The sequence below is a fragment of the candidate division WOR-3 bacterium genome, assembly GCA_039802005.1.
Classification (GTDB): Bacteria; Hydrothermota; Tepidihabitantia; order SM23-42; family JAOAFX01; genus JAOAFX01.
This window is the reverse complement of record JBDRVV010000003.1, coordinates 91,894-114,951: the sequence shown is the minus strand read 5'-3', so window position 1 is coordinate 114,951 and position 23,058 is coordinate 91,894. Positions and strand designations below refer to the sequence as shown.

Below are 23,058 nucleotides of genomic sequence, written 5' to 3'. Positions count from 1 at the left end.
TTTATTTCTCGTTATTTTTGTAGATTATAAATCCCACCGCCGAGAATAAAGCAATGAAAGTAATTATACCCCAGATGAAGATTGAACGACCAGGAAATGTATCAAGTAGAATTCCACCAAGCATTGGACCAAATGCCCAGCCAAAGGTCTGAGCAAGATTATAGAACGCAAGATATCTACCTCTATTCTCAGGGCGTGCAATTTTAGACGCATAACTTTGACTTGAAGGTGTTATCACCATTTCGGCGATTGTTATTAAGATCATTGAAAAAATAAGAGCGGAGAAACCATTAGCAAAACCGAGTGATAGATAGCCTATGCCATATATTAATGAACCAATCCATAGTGCAGATAGTTCTTTTTTATCGGGAATTAAGTGGGTTATGAAATATTGAAATAAGACAACCATAAATCCATTGATAGAGAATAATATTCCAAGTTGGCTTTTGGTTATTCCAATGCGATTGACTGTATAAATTGATAATGGTGATACAAGTTGTCCCCATACAATAAATATGCTGAGGGAAATCAATGTGAAAATTAAGAATTTCTGGTCATTAATTACTGAAAATATTTCTTTCAGATTGATTGATATAATAAAGTTTTTCTGGTTTTGTGATAGAGCATTATTCTCAAAATTTTTTTTATGGAATAAAGATTCCTTACAGTAATTTACTAAAATAATCGTGGCAATTAACATACATAATGCAGTAACAAAAAAAAGGTAGGCATATTCTATAGATGCAAGTAATCCGCCGAGTGCTGGACCGAGAGCCCAGCCCAGATTTCCACCCATCCGCAGTAAACCATATGCCTTTAATCGTTCGTTTGTTTCGGTCAAATCGGCTATATATGCCTGGGACGCGGGTATATAGAATGAAAATAATATTGAGTTTAAAATGAGAAAGGCAAATATAGTATAAACATTGTGCCAGTGTAGGATAATAAAACCCATTGAGGCAAATAGAATAAATCTTCCTGATAATGAGCGAACCATTATAAATTTTCTACCAAATTTGTCGCTTATTTCACCGCCATACAAACCTACGGTTGCTCCAATTATCTGGGCAAACATTAATATTGTGCCGACAATGGTCATTGGAATATGCAAAACATTATTTAAATAAAGACTCATATAGGGCATTGTTATTGAAAAACCAATTGCACTTATGACACTTGTGGTGAAAAGTGCCCAGATATCCCTGGAAAAACCTCGGGGCAAAACTGAATCTAATTTCATCTAATGATACTATTCTACTTTCAGCAATTCAGCCATAGGGTCCCAAAGGGGTAGATGGATTGGTTTTTGCTCAAAAATTTTTCTTATTTCGTCAGGCAAATATTTTACATTAATTATTACTTCATAAACATAATCATCAAACCAATCATTATACATTGTATAAAAACCCTGTTCACCTTCATCATTACCATGACTATTCTCAACAAGCCATTTAACAATTTTATTGTCTTTAATATCCACTCCCAGTAGCACCATTGCGTGGTTGGAAGAACTAAATCTATAAAATATTCTATTTTCTTTATCCATTTTGAATGCTGGCTTGAATAGGGCATCATAATTATAAATCTTTGAACTCAAGATCCCTGTTTTACGGTCACTCCCTTTTCCTATATCACAGGCGAACCATACAGGTTCATTATTCAAAATAGATTTTTTTACCAACTCCTTTATGATTTCAATATTAACATTGGCACTTTGTGGATTGGGTAGATCAAAGACATTGCGACAATTATCAAATTCATAAAGACGATTAAACTCCCGCCCTGGATAATGTATCAATGAGACATAATCATTTAAATTGACCCCGACTGTCTCTTTATAGAAATCAAGAGGAGTATAAATTTTTGTCTCGAATATTTTCCCATTTTTATCTTCATATCGCCAGATAAATTTTTCTGGTGGTTCTGTGAAATTCATCACAAGAATTTTATAGATTTCTTTTAGTATTTTTAACTTATGGGCTCTAAGGTCATTATCATCCGACCCTTCTTTTGCCATTTTTCTTATCATGCTTGCTCCAGCGAGGACCTGTTCATTAATCACCCTGTTCATCAACCAGGTATTACTTGTAGGATAAGTTTCAGGATAGACATCCTTTGGCACCAGACCATACTTTTCGACAAGGGAAACAAACCAACTCCAGTATCCACCGTCCTGGACACCTTCATCAAGGATTTCGCTTAGTTCCCGGTCTAATATGTCGCGGTCTTTTGTCTGTATCACAAATTCAAGGACGAAATTTGCCTTCTCAAGTTTATCGTAAAATGCGATATAGGACTGAGAAAATTCGAAATTTTTTAGATTGTATTTTTTTATAACACCAGGCCTTAACAGATTTAATCCTGCAAATATCCAGCATCTACCACTATTCTTCTGGTCGGTAATCCCTTTGGTCTCAATCTTATTACTGAACAGTGTATTATGGTTCTTTAGAAATTCTCTATTCAATGTCAATTCATGGAGATCGTTATTGGTCAGGGCGTTGATTAGTGCTGTGTCTTCTATACTTAGATTGAGTGAAGACCTCAATTCGTTAAGTATCACGGTGTTTATCCCAGCGTCTTTAAGGTACTGGCAATAGCCAGGGAAAAGACACATAAATGACAGCGTTGTTATACGCAAAATGATTTTATCAAAACGCATAGTTGCTCCTTTCTATTATTTATTATTACCACTTTGAAAGGGTTTTAATTATGGTTATGTTTTTTAAAAATATGAACTATTTCATTAAAATGACCTTTTCAGTATAAACTTTGTTTGCGTAATCCGCTTTAATAAAATAGATCCCAGAACTCACTTCTCGATTTTCGTTATCTTTTCCATTCCATATAATCAGATGTCTTCCATTTTCTATTTTCCCATTTATTAATGACCTTACCAGACGGCCTGTTGCATCATAGACATTTAGTTTAATCTCTCTTTGCTCTGGTGAATAGAATAAGATTCTGACTTTATTAGTAAACGGATTGGGAAAAGGATGGTAGAGCATAAATTTTTCCGCAGATGTTTTTTTATTATCAGATATACCTGGTGCATAGTCTGTAGTGACGCGCATCATAAAATCATAGGGATACCAGGTATGCCATCCATAATTTGACGGTTCGGTCCAGTACCAGTATGATACGCTGTCCCTTGGGATTGCGTTATCCATTCCGACATAAGGGGCACTTGGTGAATTTGAGAGCCAGTGAAGGACAAGCCAGAAGGGATTTGAGTTATTTATAACGATTGGTGGTGAATAGCTTTTTACTGCCCAGCCGCTCCCTGGAGGAAATATCGTTTCAGGTGGTGCAATGTAATAATCAGGGGTAAGCCCTGGTAGTCCTGAAGAATCAGCATTTAATGATATGAGCATGGGTGAAGATGTGCTTGCAAAAAACCTTGCCTGGGTTATAACAAATGGTGCGGACAAACAGGGAATCATTTTCTGGGCAAACTTGTTATCATAGAAGTTCGGGGATACATAACCATAGACATCAAGGTTACCATCATCATATAAAATTTCCGTCGTTATGTTGACCTGTTTCATTAATGTATCATTACTACGATTATAATCGTCATTTACATTAGTGTAGAAATAAACAGAATGTATCTGGGTTGTTGCAGGTGCCCAGGCAGGGTTTAACCAGATCGTGTTGGACTGGAGCGGTGTAAGATATGCCTGGCCATTACCTGTGTAAACAAGGTTATTACCAGCATCATAGATTTTACATACCACGGGTATATTTTCTGAATAACTGCCGTTATTTGTGATTGTAACACGAGGCGCTCTTGTATAATTCAAAGTCAGTTCATCGAATGGAAATTCAATCCTTGATACTGCACCATCATGGAAACAGATACTACCCTTTTTTAGTGTATCATTTGCAGGATATTGATCCCCTGAAAGAGCAGTATAGGCAACGGTCGTATATCTGCCGTAAGCAGGGACTGTCCAGTTGGGCGAGAAGTTCAGTACCTGTTCTGCACCGCTCTGGAGATTGTTTACTGAAGCGGTTGATTGATAAAGAACAGCGCCGAGAGAATCATAAATAAAATAGTATGTAGAAAAACTGGCAGAAGCAGTTCCATAATTTTTTACCGTTGCCTGCGGTGCGATTGACTGTCCAACCTGTAAAAAATTCCCTGGCGAGTTAATACTCTTCACGCCGACATCGTTTGCTAATTGGTCAATTATCCTAATAGCATATAACTCGCCACCGTTTCCAAATTCTCTTGCGTGGACTGCTTTCCCGCCAGCAGTAACGAATGAACCATCCTTTGAAATATCTACTGAAGTTAATGAACCAGGTTCATCAATGTCGTCTAATAACTGAAATATTGGCGTGGAGGATGATTTATTAAAGACTGTGAGTACATCTCCAAATGTTCCCTGGTATTGTCCCCATGATACTGCAGCACCCCTTTCTCCGTTGGCAGAAAGGGCACACTCATCAATATAATCGCCATACTGACTATATTCCCAGAGCGGTGTTGAGGATGTTGAATCATACATCAAAACCTTTCCGGAATAAGTCGGGCTATACTGGAATGTCCCCGCCATGATTGTGGCACCGTTATCAGATATTGCTACAGCAGTAACCCAGGGGTGACCCGTGTAATGTTCCCATTTTAATGTATAATTAGAACCGGTCCAGCGATAGAGATACACTCTTCCATTGAAATGTCCTTTTACGAGATATTTTCCATCGCCAGAAATTTTTGCACTGCTCTGTCCGTAATTATAGAGCGAGTCGCGTCTTGTCCCATTAAGATTATAAATATATGTTGCATAATAAGTTGAGATACAAAATACATTGCCATCATTGGAAATATCAAGTCCGTAAATACCGCTATTGGGAGAAAATGTGATTGTGCGTATTGTGTCACCGTTTTGATTGAAGATAAATAATTTAGCTACATCCGATGCACTTGCAAGTACCCCATAGATTGAACCATTTTCACTAACTGCAACGCATGTTCCCTGAGAACTTGTAGCAATTTTGTAACCTGGTGGAAGGTTAAAACGCCATTTAGGAGCCGCACTATTCGCAGTAAAACTATAAAATGGCTCACCCGTAGAGCCGACGGCTATATCTTCTCCGGTTGAAGATACATCAACCGGAATATACCATTCGGTAAGCGGTAAGGGAAAAGTCCATAATGGAGTGTTATTTCCGAGTGTTCTATATAAACTTGTCCTTTTATTATTTAACCACCAACCTGCCTGGATAAACATACCATTTCCAGTAATTGAAACATGTTCTGCAATAGCATATTGATGATTGCGGTCAACCCATAAAGTCTCGGCGCGGGAAGGATTATATTTAACCGTCTGGGGCAAAAATTTTGGTATCATAGCAGTAGGTGTTATGTATCTCGTCTCGTTATTAGAAATTTCTATATCTATTCCGGGTAGATTATCATCTTTAAGTATGCCTGAAAAGGCAAAACCAATAACGAAAATAAAGACAATAAACCTGAACATTTAGCCCCCTTTCAATTGATTATATCTAAAGGATTTTTGATGTCAAGGACAAGATTTGCGTCAGAAATCTAAACTATTTTTTCCCTATAAATACTCTAAAGCGAGATTTAAAAGACCATCCTGTGTCGTATTGCCAGTTTTTATTTCCAGCGAGGACCTGCCAGTAGTAAATTCCGCTTGTATCAATTATTATAGTTTCCGAGTTAGTAGATACATTATAATCAAATAGATATGTAGTGTCTCTATACAATCTAATATTATAATACTGTGCGTTGGTCACCTCTGTCCAGTGGAATGTTATAGGTGCGGGTAAAGAGTCAAAATATAAACTTGTGTCAAATTTTGGAAAAAGTGGAGTCGGTGGCAAAAAACGAAAATTCACCTCAAAATGCCATTCTTCAGACCAGTTTGTATAATAATCCCATTTTGAACTGTATGCCCTTACCTTCCATTTATACTTATCAAAAAGTAAAGTATCTGCCCAACTCTGGATTAATGCATTAGTATCTAATTGTAATGTCCATGTGCGGCCTTTTTCTGCAACAAAATTGATTTCGTATATTTCTGCATCTTCTATATTTTCCCATGAAATAATGAGCCTTGGGCTACCAAATGGCATATGAACAAAACTGTCGGGTGGGGTAAGTAGTCTTGGTGGAGCAGGAGGTGGAAGCAATGAATCACCTTTCGGTTTGTATTCGTCCGGATTTTTGCAATCAGAATGTATTATCAATAAAATAACGCTTACAAAATATAATATTGGGAAAATTATTTTTAACTTTTTCATTGCCACCCCCTAATGTATATATGTTACCTATAAAAATCTTTTTGTCAAGGGGCACTTCTGACTTGATATTCTATCATTTTTGGCTATAATAAGCTATGCAGATAAAATATGGAAGAAGATTGATAATTTTCTTGGCTTTTTCTTTGCTAATGCATTGTGCCCCGAAATTTGTCTATTCACCTGACCCCAAGGAAGATGTAAAGTTCTGGATGAAGAATCTTTCCTATCAAAAATCCTTCCGATATGAGTATGAGCTGAATACAGCTTATGCAAGAATATCTGCAAAGGGCGATTGTATTATTGGTCGGGCGGAATATATTAAAGGAACTTGGGATTATGGCGATACGATAATTGATTTTGAATATATCGGGATAAACGACAGGGAATGGTCAAAAAAGGAAGGTAGGTGGATAGAATCCGCAAGGGGTGAAGAATCAAATATATATGCCCAAGTCAAAAGGATTCTTGAGTTTAACAAATTTGAACTTTTAAGTGAAAATGATAAATTTCTATTCCGTTCTAATGCTACTTTGCCCTTTCTCGCACCGGATAGGTGGCGGGAGATGATTGGTTATATTGAGATCTCACGCAAAACATATCTACCTGAAATGCTCTGGGTGGGATTACCTGATTCAAGTGTTTACTGGAGATTGAAAATTGATGATTATAATCATAACAGAATTATTACACCGCCTTATATTGATATAAAAAATTATGAAATTAAACCTGATAGTTCAATAAACCAGAAACAGGCTGTCAAGAAAATAAAGAATCGTTTAAAATTATTAAAACTAAATTGGAGATTGAATAAAGAAGGTAGTAAGATAATTCTTAGAGTACCTGGAGAATATAATATTCATGATATTAGGGATTTACTCGCCCCTGGAATCACCACAATTTATCATGTAGCCCGCAATAGCAACGAAGCATCCCGTATTTCCTATCTTAAAGGAAATGTTAATCAGACAATCTACTTAAAAGATATCAAATATGATTACGGAATTATAAAATCTACTAATTTGAGTTTTGACGCTTTTTCCCGCCCTTATATCACAATAAAATTAAAAAAGAAGATTGAGCCGGCAGAGGAGATTGCCATTGAGATAGACAGCGTTCTAATTGCAACCGCAAGACTTGACAAAGATAAAAAAATGGATAAAATTATCATATATCCTGATATGGAATATCTTGAAATTCTTAAATACAAGGCATTTATGTCTCAACCCTTATTTAAAATGGAGATACTGCCAGCAACCAAGGGGTCTGATTGACCAGTTTGGTACTTTTTGTCTATACAATAGTACTCTTTGTCTTATTATTTTATTCAATGCACTCTTATGTATTGCTTTATTTACATTTCAAATTCAGGAAGAAAAAAGGTGATAAAACAATAATTGGAGTCCCTGGGATTTTAAAAACATATCCCAATGTCACCATACAATTGCCTGTTTATAATGAAAAATTTGTCGTGAGACGGTTGATAAATAGCGTGTTAATGATTGATTATCCAAAAGAGAAACTTGAAATTCAGATTCTTGATGATTCTAATGATGAGACTACGAGAATAATTGATGATATCTTGAAAGAAAAATTAGAAATCGGTTATGATATTAAACATATAAGAAGAGGCACAAGGCAGGGGTTCAAGGCGGGTGCACTTCAATATGGTTTGATGATTGCTAAGGGTGAGTTCATTGCAGTCTTTGATGCTGATTTTGTTCCACCAAGAGATTTTCTCAAAAAACTCTTGCCCGAATTTGATGATCCAGTGGTTGGAGCGGTTCAGGCAAGATGGGGACATCTTAATGTGGAAGAATCGCTACTTACAAAGAGTCAGGCGGTTGGACTTGATAACCATTTTATCAATGAACAGGAATTAAGGAATAAGGCTGGGCTTTTTATAAATTTCAATGGAACCTGCGGAGTATGGCGCAAGGCTGCAATAATGGATGGTGGCGGCTGGGCAGGGGATACACTTGCCGAGGATCTCGACCTTTCATATCGGGTGCAGTTGAAGGGCTGGCGAATAAAATATCGTGGTGATGTTGTCGTCCCTGGAGAATTACCCGATGATGCGGATAGTTTTCGCATTCAGCAAAACAGGTGGGCAAAAGGAACATTCCAGGTTGCACTTAAATTGCTCAAAGATGTGCTCAGAAGCGATTTGAAACCTCTCGTTAAATACGAAGCATTTGTTCACCTTACCTGCCACATAAATTTTATTGCAATGTTACTTTTAGGTTTGCTTTCCTTCCCGATAATTTATTTCAAGGTAGAGAAGATTGTTGCTGATTCCTACTACACATTCGCTTCTTTCTTTACGATCGGTGCATTTGGCTATCCTTTGCTTTATTTCTTCTCTCAAAAATTCAGTTATACTGATTACAAAAGACGAATTCCATATATCGCAAGTGTTATTGCCTATAGTATGGGATTGACAATCTCAAATACCAAGGCAGTCATTGAAGCATTGCTAAATAAAAACATTGTTTTTACAAGAACTCCGAAGAGTGGCGGGGTAAAAAATAAAAGATATATAATTGAGGTTAATAGTTTAATTCCGTTTTTAGAAATTTCTATTGGTTTTTATATCTTTTTTACCTTTTTGTATGCGCTCTTCAATAGTCAGTATATTCTTTTGCCGTTTTTGGGCGCATACGGTTTTGGTTATTTACACCTCGGCTATAATTCATTTAAAGATAAATTTGTTTTAACAAAACCACAGGAGGTATTATGCTCAAGAGAGAACTCTTAGAAATTTTATGCTGTCCGAAATGTAAAGGTGACCTTGAATATGATAAAGAAAAAGAAGAACTTCTATGCCACAATTGTAAACTTGCTTATCCTATAAAGGATGACATTCCAATAATGCTTATTGATGAAGCAAAAAAGATAGGATAAATTATGTTTGTCATTTCTTTCTTTATCATTTCTGCCGTTAGTGTAAATAATCTGGGCGATGCGGGCATCCAGATTAATTTTTACGGGAGAGAAATAGAACTAAATAATTTAAAATTCAGCGGGGCGACATCATTTGCCCAGCCCGGTGAACCCGATGTACCTTCTTTAAATTTATTTGTAGGCATTCCCCAGGAAGGCGATGTGGATGTGAGAGTCATAGAACATCATACTGAAATTTACTCTGGAATAGATATAAAGCCGGTACCGTCACTTGCAATATATGAGGGAGATTATGGTGAGATTAATAATCAGGTATCTAAAGTCTATCAGAAAGACCATCTCTATCCCGAAAACATAATTGAAGTATCTGCTCCTAATTATTTCCGTGATATTAATACAGTTAGTTTAAAAATAAATCCGGTACGCTATAACCCTATTAAAAAAGAAATTATAATTTCGCGGGTTTTGAAGATCACAGTCAAATTTAAAGGTAAACCAAAGGTGGTACCGCTCTTTAATGATTCTTTTGAGGAAATTTATAAGAGGGTAATAATAAATTATGATCAGTGTAAATATTGGCGTAGAGAAAGGTTAGAACAAACAATAAAGAATCCATTTTCAGTCAGTAACATATGGTTTAAGATTGAAGTAGATAAAGAAGGTTTATATAAAATAGGGTATGATGAGCTAAAAAAGGCAGGGATAAACCCGCGGCAACTTGACCCGCAAACAATGAAGGTATACAATGCAGCATTTGAACTATTGCCCAAAAATGTGCTCCAGCAGTTCCCTGATTCCCTCATAGAAATTCCTGTATTTGTTGAGGGTGAAGAAGACCATAGTTTTGATAAAGATGATTATTTAATATTCTACGGTTTCCCTGCAAGCCATTTTGTTCCAGATACATTTTTGAAATGGTATGAAAATGGCTATGCAAAAAATAATGTATATTGGTTTACATTTGGTGGTGCGTTAGGAAAGAGAATGGAAAAGGTGAATGCAACCTCGAATAATTCAAACCCGGATACCGTCGTTAAAGAAATTCTGCATTTTGAAGAGGATATTCATAATCCGACACGTTCTGGAATAAACTGGTACTGGATGGATTTTTCATTGGGCACTGCTGAAAGTACGGTTGTGAGAGTCCCCCTAAACCATAAATATGCTTCTGGTAATGCAAATATTATTGTATCAATATTTGATTCTATGAGTCCGAGTCCCCAGCCATTCTGGTATAGGTTAATTCTGGACGGTCAATCTTTTTTCAATGATACTATTGTCCTGCCGCAGACGATGTCTTTACCCCCGGTCAAATTATCAGGAACCTGTGTTTTAAATAAGGATTCCTCTATTTTTGAATTCTGGGTTAGAAGGTTACCACCCGACACGACAAGACTTACAGTTTACCTGAATTGTTTTGATATAGAATACAATCGTTTGGCGGATATGACTGAGCCTTTTCATTGTTTTTTCAAAAATCCTGTTGATTATTCAATAAGATGCAAGAATGTTAATTCTAAACCATTTATCATTGATATAACCGACTTACGCCAGCCAAAGATGCTTGATAACTTTTTGATGAGTGGGAAGAATATCACATTTTCCAGCAATTGTGATTCTTTTCAGTTATTGTATGCTGCCCAATTAAAATCAGCAATTGATGCAAAACTAATTCCAGTCAGTCCGGGTCGTTTGAGAACTGTGGACAATGGATCTGAATATTTGATCATAACCCACAAAAATTTTTATAACTCAATAATGCCTTTGGTCAATTATCGCCGGCAGGAATATACTACAAAGGTGGTAACTGTAGATGCAATATTTGATGACTTTTCTTTCGGAAAATATGACCCATTGGCAATTAAACATTTTCTTTATCATACATACAATAACTGGTCTACTATTCCAAAGTATGTCCTTATCGTTGGCGATGCTACCTATGATTACAAAAATAACCTCGGCAAGGAGAATCCACCGAATTATGTCCCAATGTATGAGACCGGGACAACACTTTCGGGTAATCCAGGGATCCCACCTAACTATATCTACGAGGGTGAGTATGTGAATTTCTTCGGGACTGAGGCAATGGTTCTTGGCAGAATAACTGTCCGTACCAACAAGGAAGTCCGTGATTTTATTGATAAAGTATTTGCCTATGAGAATAGTGATATAGATGGAACATGGAATAGAAGAATCATACTTTCTGCAGATGATGAATATGCAAATGGGTGGGAAGGAACTACACATTCTTCTGCCTGTGAGGCAGTTAATTCTTTTGTCTCAAATCTGTTATATGATCGGGCTAAAATATATATGCTGAGTTATTTACCATTTCCTCCTCATGATGTGAATACCGTGAAACCCCTTGCGACAGAAGATTTTATCAAGGAACTCAATAAGGGTGCCTTGATTGGTTGTTTCTTTGGGCATGGTAATACCCATCAACTTGCCCATGAAAAATTATTTATAGAAACCGATATACCAAGGGTGAATAATGGAAGGAGATTTTTCTTCTTCTATTTTGCTTCCTGCACAGTGGGTAGATTTGATGACTCAGACCATGAGTGTATTGCTGAAGAATTTGTGAGAATGAAACAGGGGGCGATCGGCACAATGGGTGCACACGCTGCTTCAAATACAAGTACAAATCAACCGATTGGTATTGAACTTTTTAGACTCTTTACGCATCCCGATACAAATCTGACAATGGGTGAATGTTATTATATTGCCAAACACAGAGGGAATGGTATATCCACCTATTTGATGCTTGGTGACCCGGCGACTAAAATAAGAAAGGTAAAACAGAATTTCAATATTCAAACAGTTCAAGACTCAATAAGGCCATTAGAGAAATTGAAAGTACTTTCTGATAAAAAACCATATTATTTGACTGCATATATTAAAGATACCACGCATATCAAATGGATTGATCCTACTACCGTAAATAAAATAAGCAGCCATATAAGACGCACGGTGCGTGTAGGCCCTAACACCCAGGATACTTTAATTTTTGATTATCGAATAGAAGGTAAAGAAGTTTATAATGGTTACTGGACGATTGATACCGCACAATTTGCTGTACCAATTATTTCAACAACTCATTTACCTGTGATTAAATTGAGTGGTTATAAAGACCAAACAAGTAGTACACTTGATTCTATCCGTGTCTGGGGGACTGTAATGCCTACTACTGACCAGGAGGGTCCTAAAGTATTATTCTATGATGGTGCACGACAATTAAAAAATGGAGACTGGGTGGATAAGACTTTTACGCTTACCGGAATTGTCTCTGATGAAAGTGGAATTAACCTTTTAAATTCTAAAGAAGACGCACGTGGTTTCTTTTTGTATGTGGGCAAGGATAATGTCTTAAATCGTGTTGATTTGCGTAATAATTTTATCTACAATCAAAATTCCTATTCAGAAGGAGAATTCAAAACCGAAATTACACTTGATAATCCACAAGAATCTATAACCGTCTATGTAAGTGATAATTGTTATAATCAAACCATTGAAAAGATTCTATTGAATGCTAATATCTATGAGCGCATTTCAATAGAGAATGTTCTGATATATCCTAATCCTGTAAAACATCATAAAGGTATATGGATTACATTTGTCCTTTCGCAAAGCGCAAAGGTAACGATAAAAATCTATACGATTGCAGGCAGATTGGTTAAGGTCTTACCAGAACTTTCCTGTCATGCGGGCTATAATCAAAAATTCTGGGATGGCAGAGATGAGTATGGGGATGATTTGAGTAATGGTGTATATTTGGTTAATATCCTTGCTGAGGGAAATTCCGGAACTGATAAAAAAATTGAGAAGTTTATAATAGCACGGTAAAAATTCTTATTTAGAATAAAAAAGGGGCAGATTTTTCTGCCCCTGAAGTTTCATAGATGAATCATTATGCACCGGCCTGAGGTGGTTTCAAAGCCCTTGTATTCTCTTCAATCGCGAGGATTACAAGAATCATATCTGCTGCCGCGAGCAGACTGACAAAGGCGAGGGCTCCGTAGATAAGTATAAAAAATGCCATTCCAATTCCGCCAAAGGCACCCAACGCACCTAAACCGCCATAACCACCATAGCCGCCATAACCCCTGCTCATCATACTGCTCATTGCTGCTCCACCAACGAGCATTACAATAAATCCGATTACCGTTAGCACTGCAACAATCCATGCGAGTACCTTAAAGATAACCGAAACGACGCGCAATGCTGTGAACTTTTTTTCCATTTTACCCCCTTATCATAATAATGATATATAAAAAGATATTTAAGTCAAGGCTAAATCTTTATTTTGTTTTTTTAATAATCATTGACTTATTTAAATTTTTGTGTAGAATATTTAAGTTTTTAATGATAACCTGAGAGGAGGTGTAATGCCAAAATATAAGATTGCCTGGTTGCCAGGAGATGGAATTGGCAAGGATGTTCTGGATGCAGCAAAGATAGTGCTTGATAAATTAGAACTTGATGCTGAATATATTTATGGTGATATTGGCTGGGAATTCTGGTGTAAAGAAGGAGATCCATTACCAAAAAGGACGATTGATTTGTTAAAGAATGTGGATGCAGCACTTTTCGGTGCAATTACTTCAAAACCCACAAAACAGGCTGAGGCTGAATTGGTTCCAGAATTAAAAGGAAAGGGATTTGTTTATCGCTCGCCGATTGTCAGAATGCGACAGTTGTTTGACCTTTATATATGTTTGAGACCCTGTAAGGCATATCCGGGCAATAATTTAAATTATAAAGAAGGTATTGACCTTGTTGTTTTCAGGGAAAATACAGAAGACCTATATTCTGGTGTTGAATTTTATCCGGTGCCCGAAGAATTATCAAATTTACTAATTAATCTTTCCAAAAATTTTGAACCATTCAAAAATTTTAGTGCACAGGAATTAGCTATATCCTGCAAAATTAATACCCGCAAGGGTTCAGAGAAAATTATCCGTGCCGCATTTGAATATGCCAGAAAAAATAAAAGAAAAAAGGTAACGGTCATTCACAAAGCAAATGTCGTCCGGGCGACTGATGGATTATTCTTAGAGACCGCCCGAGAGGTGGCAAAGGAGTATCCGGAAATCCAATTTGAAGATGCCAATGTTGATGCGATTATGATGTGGTTATTAAAAAATCCTCATAATTATGATGTGCTTGTGGCACCCAATCTTTATGGTGATATTGTTTCTGACTTGTGTGCGCAGATGGTTGGTGGCTTGGGATTTGGTTGTTCGGGAAATATTGGTGAAAAACTTGCGGTATTTGAGCCAACTCATGGTTCAGCACCAAAGTATGCAGGTATGTATAAAGTTAATCCGATTGCAACCATACTTGCGGCGAAGATGATGATTGAATGGCTGGGTGAATTAGAACTCGCAAAGAAACTTGAGAATGCGGTGGCTGAAGTTATTAAAGAAGGTAGAGTTAAAACCTATGATATGGGTGGTAGTGCTACAACTCTTGATATGGCGAAGGCAATAGCAGAAAAATTATGACAATAATAGAAAAAATTTTTTCCCGTGCCTGTGGGAAAAAAGTTAAACCGGATGAATATATATGGGCAAATGTAGACATCGTGGCGATGCGGGATTTTGGTGGTCCGAATGTGGTACAAGAATTTGAAGGAAATTTTAATAATGCGCCTGTTTTTGATAATAAAAAAGTTGTCATCACCTTTGATCTTCATATCCCACCGCGTGATGAAAAAGTTGCACGGAACCAGCAGATTTTAAGAAGATTTGCCCGAGAAAAGGGCGTAAAATTATTTGATGTTAATACTGGTGTCGGACAACATATTCTAATGGAAAACGGTCTGATAAAACCCTGGCATATTGTTATCGGCACTGATAGTCATATGAACCTGCTGGGTGCAATCGGTGCCGCAGGTTTTGGAATGGGCACAACCGATATAGCCGGGGCACTTTATAAAGGCAATCTCTGGTTTAAAGTACCGAGGACGATAAAAGTGGTCATTAACGGGATTTTAAAATATCCGGTGACAGCAAAGGATGTGATATTGTATATTCTTAAAAATTTGACAACGAGTGGTGCGCTAAATAGGGCAGTAGAATTTTGCGGTGAAACTATAAAGATGATGAGTTTAGATGAGCGCATTACAATGACAAGCATGGTCACGGAGATGTCGGGTGATATTGGATTTATGGAAACGGATGAGACCGTATATGAATTTCTGAGAACCCATAATGTAGAAAATATTGAACCCATAAATGCAGATGATGATGCAGAATATGAAAAGATTTATGAGTTTGATATTACAAGTTTGAGACCTCAGATTGCCTGTCCTCATTCTCCAGATAATGTGGTAGATGTTGCTGATGTGGCAGGGAGAAAGATAGACCAGGTTTTTATTGGTTCCTGTACCAATGGACGCTTTGAGGATTTGAAGATTGTTGCGAAAATACTGGAAGGCAAAAAAATCAACAATAATGTAAGGTTGATAATCGTACCGGCAACGCACGAGGTCGCCCAGCAGGCTGAGCAGGCAGGATTTTATAAGATATTTTTACATAGCGGTGCAGTTGTCGTTAATCCGGGTTGTTCTTTATGTACAACAGGGCATCCAGGAATTCTCGCACCAGGTGAAGTTATGGTTTCCACTTCTAATCGCAATTTTATCGGAAAGATTGGCAAAGGCGGTGAAGTTTATCTCGCTTCGCCCGCTACCGCAGCTGCCAGTGCGGTGCGTGGTGTAATAACATCACCGATGGAATTATGGAATTAAATAGTATTAATAATAATTTAGTTTATCGGGGTAGAGTCTGGAGATTTGGTGATGATATTGATACCGATCAGATTTATCCTGGTAAATATCTTCCTCTGACTGATAAATCAGAGATGGCTAAACATGCAATGGAAGGGACTGATAGGGGAGAGGAATTTTTAAAGAATGTGAAATCGGGTGATATAATTGTTGCGGGAAAGAATTTTGGCTGCGGTTCTTCACGGGAGCATGCAGCAACAGCGATCAAAGGAGCGGGTATAAGTCTGGTAATTGCCGAGTCGTTCGCCCGGATTTTCCATCGTAATTGTGTTAATACCGCATTATTGACCCTTGAATTGAAAGAGGCAAAAGAGATAAATGATGGTGATATTCTTGAAGTAAATATTGCCAGTGGCGAAATCAAAAATATCACTCAAGGTAAGATATACAAAGCCGAACCGATTTCAGAACTTGAAAGAGCTATAATAAATGCGGGTGGATTATTAAATTATTTGAAATCAGAATACAGGTGAGAAAAAATGGATGAGAATTATATAAAAAAAATATTTCCTGAGATAAATGAGATTAAAGACGATAAGTTGAAAAAAGGTGTCATCTCGGCCTGGCTCATAGCGATAAAAAAGGGGAAGTGGAGGGCTGTTAAAAATATTCCATTTACACTTTTAATACAAACAAAAAAGAATCTTATTGAGCATACGCGTTCTGTAACGACTATGGCTATGGCAATTGCCAAGACACGCCAGGACCTCAATTATGATATTGTTGTTGCTGGTGCCCTTGTCCATGATGTAGGGAAGTTACTGGAATATGAATTTAAGAATGGACAATTCGTAAAGAGCCGTTTCGGAGAACTTGTCCGCCATCCAGTTTCGGGTTATCAAATTGTGCTTGAGGCAGGATTACCTCTGGAGATTGCTCACATTGTTGCTGCACATTCAGAGGAAGGAGAGAAGGTTAAGCGTTCACCTGAAGCAATCTTAATCCATCATTGTGATTTTATTGATTTTGATATAGAGAGATCAAAATCCGGAAAATAATAAATATGCGCTATTGACATATTTATTTTTTTAAGTATAATGTGTTATGATTTTTAAAAAAGTAACACCAAGGAGACTATATGTCTGATGCAGTGAGATTCGGGGTGTCAATGAGTCGGAAATTGCTTGTTGAATTTGACCGGTTGATAAGAGAGAAAGGGTATAAAAATCGGTCTGAGGCAATTAGAAAATTGATCAGGGAAAAACTCGTTCAAAAAGAATGGGAATCTTCAAAAGAAGAGATTGTGGCAACGATTACAATGGTTTATAGCCATGAGGTTAGGGAACTCACCGAGCGTTTAACAGAAATTCAGCATAAATATTATAAGCAAATAATTTCTACCATGCATATCCATCTTGATGAGCATAATTGTCTGGAAATTCTTGCGATAAAAGGTAGGGCAGATGAAGTAAAGAGTATCGCGGATAGACTACTCAGTACAAAGGGGATAAAACATGGACAGGTGGCAACAACGAGCACGGGCAGAAGGCTTGCGTGAATTCAATTGAAGGATCTAACCGACAAAAAGCGATTATGGATTTTGGTTTGGAAATGGGATATGGTCTGGTTTTTTGGTTTTGTTTATAGTGTTACTTTTTTAAAAAAAATAACACAAAGGAGGTGCGATGCAAAATCTTAAGGCAGTTGCCTTAATAATGATTGGTATAATTGCCAATCTCTATGGTGCCAGACCGTTTGGAACCGATGATGCAGGAACGGTTGCCCAAAATTCTTATGAATTGGAGGTCGGTTATGATATATGGAAAGAAATAGGAATGTTTGACCTGGGATTCAAACATGGATTGACAGAGAAAATGGACATTGGAATCGGATTCGGTTTCAATATTGTTTCAGAACCAAAGAATTCTTTTGTTCCGGCTGAACTTGCATTCAAATATTCCCTCGTTCCTGACTTTTTGGCTGCATCTTTTGTCGCAGAAATCGGTGGTTCGGCTTATGCCTTGAATGGTATTCTTACTCGAGGATTTGGACCCATAGAATTAGATGCTAACCTTGGTTATACAACAGGGGATTCAAGTATAACCTATGCAGGTGCATTTATTTACTCAATAGAAAAATTTGCCTTTGGCGGTGAAGTACTTGGCGATAAAAAAGCTCAGAACTGGTTATTGGGAGGTAGATATACAATAAAAGATGGATTGATGGTTGATGCGGGGTTTGCGAGTGATTTTAAATTTGAGGCAAAGACTGCAACTTTCGGTGTCCATTATGAATTTTAGGGATTTATTCAAAAAGGCTAAAGCCTTGCCCTACAGATGCAGATGCAATCTTGTTTGTAGGGCAAACAAAAACAATTGAAAGGAGAAAAATGTTGCAAAATAGGACAAAATTATTGATTATTGTGGGGTTTTGTTTGATTCTTCCATTATATGCACATTTTCAAATCATACTCCCCGGTACTAATATTATAGATGACCAGAAATCGGCAAACATCAATCTTCAATTAATGTTCTGCCATCCCTTTGAACAGGCAATTATGAATATGGATAAACCTTTGCAGTTTGGGGTTCTAATCGGTGGCGAAAAAAGAGAAAATCTTTTAAATACACTCTCAGAAAAGAAGGTTGAAGGTTTTTCAACCTGGAACGCAAATTATAAATTAAAACAACCCGGTGATTATGTGTTTTATGTCGAACCCGCACCCTACTGGGAACCGGCTGAAGAAAAGTTTATTATTCATTATACAAAGACCGTGGTGAACGGATTTGGAATGCAAGAAGGATGGGATGCGGAAATCGGGCTTGAAACGGAAATTATACCATTAACCCGTCCTTATGGGTTATATGCGGGAAATGTATTTTGCGGATTGGTAAAGGTAAATGGTAAACCCGCACCGTTTACCGATGTTGAGATTGAGTTCTATAACATTGATAAAAAATATAGCGCACCCAAAGAACCCCATATTACCCAGGTGACAAGGACCGATGCCAATGGTGTATTTGTCTATGCCATGCCCAGACCAGGGTGGTGGGGTTTTGCAGCATTGAGTGAAAGGGAAACGAAGATGCTCAATAAACAGGACAGGAAAGAATATCCAGTGGAGATTGGGGCGGTGATATGGGTTTATGTTGAGGAGATGAAGTAAAAAAGTGGTTATTGGGTTGGGGTTGAGAAGAGGTATTATATGCATATCGCTGAAGGTGTTCTAACTGCGCCGGTTTTAATAGGTGGGGCTTCCATTACAGTAACCGGAACAGCAATCGGTTTAAAAAAAATTGAATATAAAGATATGCCGAAGATTGCTGTCCTTTCTTCTGCCTTTTTTGTTGCTTCGCTAATTCATATTCCAGTAGGACCTACAAGCGCCCATTTAATTCTCAACGGACTTGCAGGAATAATATTGGGCTGGGCTGCATTCCCAGCCCTTCTTCTGGCTTTATTCTTGCAGGCGATACTCTTCCAGTTCGGGGGATTGACAACACTCGGGGTGAATACCGCAACAATGGCAACTTCAGCCGTCTTTTGTTTTCTGATTTTTAAGAAATTGGTGGAGGTTCAAAGCCGATTTTGGAATTTTGTTGGTGGTTTTCTCACCGGATTTTTGAGCGTTCTTTTAGCCAGTTTTTTCGTCGCAATCTCTCTTGCTCTTAGTGGCGAGGTATTTATGCCTGTAGCGAAGATGATTATAATTGTCCATATTCCGGTGATGATTATTGAAGGTATCCTTACCGGATTTGTGATTTTATTCTTAAAAAAAGTTAAACCGGAATTACTTTGAAATATGTTTTCATTAATACCCGATTGAACGGGTGTAAGGAGAAAAGATGAGGTTCATTAATTTCATTCTCTTATTATCCATACCACCCATTTGTTTGGCACATAAGATCAATATCTTTGCAACAGTAGAAGGAAATAAGATTTATACCCAATCTTATGCCAGCGATGGTGGTAAGATTAAGGGTGGAGAGATTGAAGTTTATGATAAGAGTGGTAATAAACTTCTCAGTGGAAAAACTGATTCGCTTGGTGAATTTTCTTTTGTCATACCTAAAAAAGATGATTTAAGGATTGTGGTCATCGGTGGTATGGGGCATCGGGCTGAGACCGTGGTAAGCGCGGATGAACTCCCGGAGATAAAAAAGGAAATTGCGGTAAAGGTAGAAAAAAATGAAAAGTATAAAGAAGCCCCAAAGACAGAGACTGCGGTAATTGATACCACCTTATTGGAAAGGATAGTGGAAAGGGTAGTTGATGAGAAAATCCGTCCGGTTTTAAGATTAATCGCCGAGCAGAAGCAAGAGAAAATTGGCATTACTGAAGTCGTGGGCGGTATTGGATATATCATCGGCATAGTCGGTATTATTGCATTTTTTATGAAGCGAAAGAACAATGTTTAATGAATATATAAATGGTAATTCTATAATCCACAGATTTGATCCGCGCATAAAGATCATTTATGCATTTGTATTTTCTGTGGTTATTGCTCTACAGAATGAATTGATTCCTTCGTTAATCGGACTTTTAATCAGCATTATTTTGGTCATGCTTGCAAGGATAAGATTATTGGAGATAATAAACAGATTACTGATTGTTGATAAATTTCTCCTACTCCTCTGGCTTGTTCTTCCTTTGACATATCCAGGCGAACCATTATTAAAAATATTAGGTTTGAAAATAAGTCAGCCAGGTCTTTTGTTTACATTATTATTGACCATAAAGGCAAATGCAATACTTTTGATTCTTATCAGTCTTATAGCGACATCAAGTATATTTGATATTGTTCATAGCCTGCTCCATCTTAAAATACCAGAGAAACTTGTCTTCCTGTTTTTTCTAATATATCGGTATCTCTGGGTTCTTAATGATGAATATGAAAAGATAATACGGGCAGCAAAGGCAAGGGGGTTTAAACTGAGAAATTCTATTCATACCTACAAGACGATTGCTTATATTGTCGGGAGTCTACTGGTTAAAAGCTATAGCCGAGCAGATAATCTATATCGGGCAATGGTATGCCGGGGATTTTGTGGGAAATTCTGGCTCATAGACCACTTTCAATTCAAAACTACAGATGTTTTTGGTGCTATATTGTTGACCATTTGCAACATTTTGATTATAATCGCCTGATGGAAGCAAAATATCTGATAAGGTTAACAAGTATTACTTTTGGGTATAATGGTAAACCACTACTTTTTGATGATTTGCATTTTTCCCTTTTGGAGGGTGAACGTGTGGGTATCATTGGTCCAAATGGTTCAGGAAAGACTACTTTATTCAATATAATAATGGGATTTGTTGAACCCGCAAATGGAGTAATTGAGATTGCAGGCAGGATTATAAAAGGTGAAAAAGATTTTCAGAAGGTGCGAGAAATGATTGGATTCTTATTTCAGAATTCTGACGACCAGTTATTCTGTCCGAGTGTTAGAGAGGAAACGGCATTTGGTCCTTTAAATTATAGAGTTCCTAAAGAAGAGATTGAAAGCATTGTAAAAAAATCTCTTGAACTTGTTGGGCTCGAAGGATTTGAAGAAAGGGCTCCGTATCAACTGTCCGAGGGTGAAAAAAAGAAACTGGCAATTGCAACTATACTGGCAATGCAGCCAAAAATTTTGCTCCTTGATGAGCCAACAAATGGGCTTGATGAGGAGGGTGTCAAAAGGGTAATTAATATTTTAAATAGTAAAAAATTTACATACGCGATAATTTCCCAGGATATCAACTTTTTAAAACAAACGACAGAAAAAATTTATACAATTGAAAATGGTAGATTGGTAGAAGTTAACCTTCATTTACATTGAGTATTTTTAAAAATAGATCAACTATTTCTCCATCAAGCTGGGTATCTTTGGCATTTTGCAATTCTTTAACTGCTTCTTCTTTGGATTTTGCCTTTCGGTAAGGTCTTTCTGAAATCATAGCATCATAAGTGTCAGCTACTGCAATTATTCTTGCCAGAAGAGGAATTTTTTCACAATCAATTCCTTCGGGATAACCTTTTCCGTCAACCCTCTCATGATGGGCATAGACAATATCAAGGATTGGTTGAAATTCACTGACGGTGCCGAGTATTTTTCGTCCAAGTATCGGATGATTAATTATATATCTTTTTTCATCCTCTGAAAGTTTCCCTTTTTTATTCAAAATTCCGTCCGGTATCCCTATCTTTCCAATATCGTGTAGCAGGCATGCTTGCTTTAATATTTCTTTATCGGATTCCGAAAGTTTTAGTTCTTCAGCAATTTTTAAGGCATAATCAAGGACACGGAGAGAATGACCGGCAGTATATTCGTCCTTGGCATCAAGGGTTTTTGCAATCAACTGGACAAATTCAATAAAATTTTTGTTGGATTTTGCAATAAGTTTTTCTATCTCTTCTTTTGATTTGTTTAAACTCGCAAAGACCATTGAATATTGTGAGAGAAATGTCCAGGCGAATGTTAACATAATGATAAAAATTCCAAATATGAATGGGTCTCTTATTTTAAATATAATTGTTTTGTTCAAAAATGTTCCCGTAATGTCAAGCAATCCCAATAAGACTGCAAAAATAATGCCGATAATCATCGGTCGAACATCAATCAATTTCGGCTTGTTCTTTCGGTAATATTTTATTGTATCTATAAATATATAACTTGCCCAGATTGCAAGAAGAACGATTAAAAGATAGGTTATATTTGATTTTGTAGGTCTGTAAATGCCGGCAAAATCTATCAGTTCATTTTTAATAAATAAATCAGTAAAAAGTGTTAAAATTATTAATATAACAGAAAAAAGTCCGGTGAGCCAGCAAAATGCTTTTGTATATCCTTTACCAATCGTGTTATAAACAAATTGTGGAAATATAAAAAAATAAGCAAAGATACAGGAAAACATTATTTTATTCCAGTAAATTATTGTATTACTGGGTTGTGATGTCAAATTCATAAGATAACTGGAAAGCAAAAATCCTGCACCAAAGAGAAAGAAAAATCCTGCAAAAAGGAATTTTTTATCAAACTGGTTTTTAGAATAAAGATAGAATAACCCCAGTGACAATAAAAATACCGTGCAGAAAAATCCGAAGGTCAATTGAGCAATAAGCATATAATAATTTATATATTTTTTCGCCTCTGTCAATAGTGAGAATC

At 37.0% G+C, this 23,058-nt stretch carries 21 protein-coding genes; 15 read left to right on the top strand and 6 right to left on the bottom strand.

The features are described 5' to 3' along the window. Position 1: 1 nt before the first annotated feature. From ABIL69_01900 to ABIL69_01885, 4 genes are all read right to left on the bottom strand, one after another. Positions 2-1,240 (bottom strand): MFS transporter, encoded by a 1,239-nt coding sequence (locus ABIL69_01900; GenBank protein ID MEO0122743.1) that lies wholly within the window; start codon positions 1,238-1,240, stop codon positions 2-4. Positions 1,241-1,249: 9 nt separating this feature from the next. Further along, positions 1,250-2,662, bottom strand: coding sequence for a C1 family peptidase (locus ABIL69_01895; protein MEO0122742.1), 1,413 nt, complete (start codon positions 2,660-2,662; stop codon positions 1,250-1,252). A gap of 76 nt (positions 2,663-2,738) precedes the next feature. Next, positions 2,739-5,486 (bottom strand): FlgD immunoglobulin-like domain containing protein, encoded by a 2,748-nt coding sequence (locus tag ABIL69_01890; GenBank protein MEO0122741.1) that lies wholly within the window; start codon positions 5,484-5,486, stop codon positions 2,739-2,741. Between the two features lie 73 nt (positions 5,487-5,559). Further along, on the bottom strand, positions 5,560-6,273 hold the full coding sequence (locus ABIL69_01885) for a hypothetical protein (GenBank protein ID MEO0122740.1): 714 nt from the start codon (positions 6,271-6,273) through the stop codon (positions 5,560-5,562). Positions 6,274-6,368: 95 nt separating this feature from the next. Between ABIL69_01885 and ABIL69_01880 the strand changes: the two genes are divergently transcribed. From ABIL69_01880 to ABIL69_01865, 4 genes are read left to right on the top strand one after another with little or no spacing between them, the layout of a single operon-like run. After that, positions 6,369-7,544 carry a hypothetical protein gene (locus ABIL69_01880; protein ID MEO0122739.1) on the top strand — a complete coding sequence of 392 codons (1,176 nt, stop codon included), beginning with the start codon at positions 6,369-6,371 and terminating at the stop codon, positions 7,542-7,544. Beyond that, positions 7,541-9,028, top strand: coding sequence for a glycosyltransferase (locus ABIL69_01875; protein MEO0122738.1), 1,488 nt, complete (start codon positions 7,541-7,543; stop codon positions 9,026-9,028). The genes ABIL69_01880 and ABIL69_01875 overlap by 4 nt, the downstream gene beginning before the upstream one ends. Further along, positions 9,007-9,174 carry a Trm112 family protein gene (locus tag ABIL69_01870; protein ID MEO0122737.1) on the top strand — a complete coding sequence of 56 codons (168 nt, stop codon included), beginning with the start codon at positions 9,007-9,009 and terminating at the stop codon, positions 9,172-9,174. Before ABIL69_01875 ends, ABIL69_01870 begins: the two co-directional genes overlap by 22 nt. 3 nt (positions 9,175-9,177) lie before the next feature. Beyond that, positions 9,178-13,020: a C25 family cysteine peptidase gene (locus tag ABIL69_01865; protein ID MEO0122736.1), complete on the top strand. Its 3,843-nt coding sequence runs from the start codon at positions 9,178-9,180 to the stop codon at positions 13,018-13,020. 64 nt (positions 13,021-13,084) lie between these two features. On the opposite strand, the gene ABIL69_01860 is transcribed toward ABIL69_01865, so the two are convergent. Beyond that, the gene (locus tag ABIL69_01860) at positions 13,085-13,417 is read right to left on the bottom strand and encodes a hypothetical protein (GenBank protein MEO0122735.1); all 333 of its coding nucleotides are present in this window, start codon (positions 13,415-13,417) and stop codon (positions 13,085-13,087) included. Positions 13,418-13,562: 145 nt separating this feature from the next. Between ABIL69_01860 and ABIL69_01855 the strand changes: the two genes are divergently transcribed. The 11 genes from ABIL69_01855 (at position 13,563) to ABIL69_01805 (ending at position 21,729) form a co-directional block, all read left to right on the top strand. Then, a complete protein-coding gene (locus ABIL69_01855; GenBank protein ID MEO0122734.1) occupies positions 13,563-14,681 on the top strand; it encodes an isocitrate/isopropylmalate dehydrogenase family protein in 1,119 nt (372 codons plus the stop codon). Next, positions 14,678-15,928, top strand: coding sequence for an aconitase/3-isopropylmalate dehydratase large subunit family protein (locus tag ABIL69_01850; GenBank protein ID MEO0122733.1), 1,251 nt, complete (start codon positions 14,678-14,680; stop codon positions 15,926-15,928). Before ABIL69_01855 ends, ABIL69_01850 begins: the two co-directional genes overlap by 4 nt. After that, entirely contained in the window at positions 15,919-16,440 is a 522-nt protein-coding gene (locus ABIL69_01845) for a 3-isopropylmalate dehydratase small subunit (GenBank protein MEO0122732.1), read from the top strand. The genes ABIL69_01850 and ABIL69_01845 overlap by 10 nt, the downstream gene beginning before the upstream one ends. Before the next feature lie 6 nt (positions 16,441-16,446). Then, positions 16,447-16,965 (top strand): HD domain-containing protein, encoded by a 519-nt coding sequence (locus ABIL69_01840; protein ID MEO0122731.1) that lies wholly within the window; start codon positions 16,447-16,449, stop codon positions 16,963-16,965. A gap of 80 nt (positions 16,966-17,045) precedes the next feature. Then, a complete protein-coding gene (gene nikR, locus ABIL69_01835) occupies positions 17,046-17,465 on the top strand; it encodes a nickel-responsive transcriptional regulator NikR (GenBank protein ID MEO0122730.1) in 420 nt (139 codons plus the stop codon). Between the two features lie 127 nt (positions 17,466-17,592). After that, positions 17,593-18,207 (top strand): hypothetical protein, encoded by a 615-nt coding sequence (locus tag ABIL69_01830; GenBank protein MEO0122729.1) that lies wholly within the window; start codon positions 17,593-17,595, stop codon positions 18,205-18,207. Between the two features lie 89 nt (positions 18,208-18,296). Continuing rightward, positions 18,297-19,073, top strand: coding sequence for a DUF4198 domain-containing protein (locus ABIL69_01825; GenBank protein ID MEO0122728.1), 777 nt, complete (start codon positions 18,297-18,299; stop codon positions 19,071-19,073). Positions 19,074-19,112: 39 nt separating this feature from the next. Then, positions 19,113-19,706, top strand: coding sequence for a cobalt transporter CbiM (gene cbiM / locus ABIL69_01820; protein MEO0122727.1), 594 nt, complete (start codon positions 19,113-19,115; stop codon positions 19,704-19,706). 46 nt (positions 19,707-19,752) lie between these two features. Beyond that, positions 19,753-20,325: a hypothetical protein gene (locus tag ABIL69_01815; protein MEO0122726.1), complete on the top strand. Its 573-nt coding sequence runs from the start codon at positions 19,753-19,755 to the stop codon at positions 20,323-20,325. Continuing rightward, positions 20,318-21,055: a cobalt ECF transporter T component CbiQ gene (cbiQ, locus tag ABIL69_01810; protein ID MEO0122725.1), complete on the top strand. Its 738-nt coding sequence runs from the start codon at positions 20,318-20,320 to the stop codon at positions 21,053-21,055. Before ABIL69_01815 ends, cbiQ begins: the two co-directional genes overlap by 8 nt. Next, a complete protein-coding gene (locus ABIL69_01805; protein ID MEO0122724.1) occupies positions 21,055-21,729 on the top strand; it encodes an ABC transporter ATP-binding protein in 675 nt (224 codons plus the stop codon). Before cbiQ ends, ABIL69_01805 begins: the two co-directional genes overlap by 1 nt. On the opposite strand, the gene ABIL69_01800 is transcribed toward ABIL69_01805, so the two are convergent. After that, positions 21,710-23,014, bottom strand: coding sequence for an HD-GYP domain-containing protein (locus tag ABIL69_01800; protein ID MEO0122723.1), 1,305 nt, complete (start codon positions 23,012-23,014; stop codon positions 21,710-21,712). The two genes, ABIL69_01805 and ABIL69_01800, sit on opposite strands and share 20 nt — an antisense overlap. Positions 23,015-23,058 lie beyond the last annotated feature (44 nt).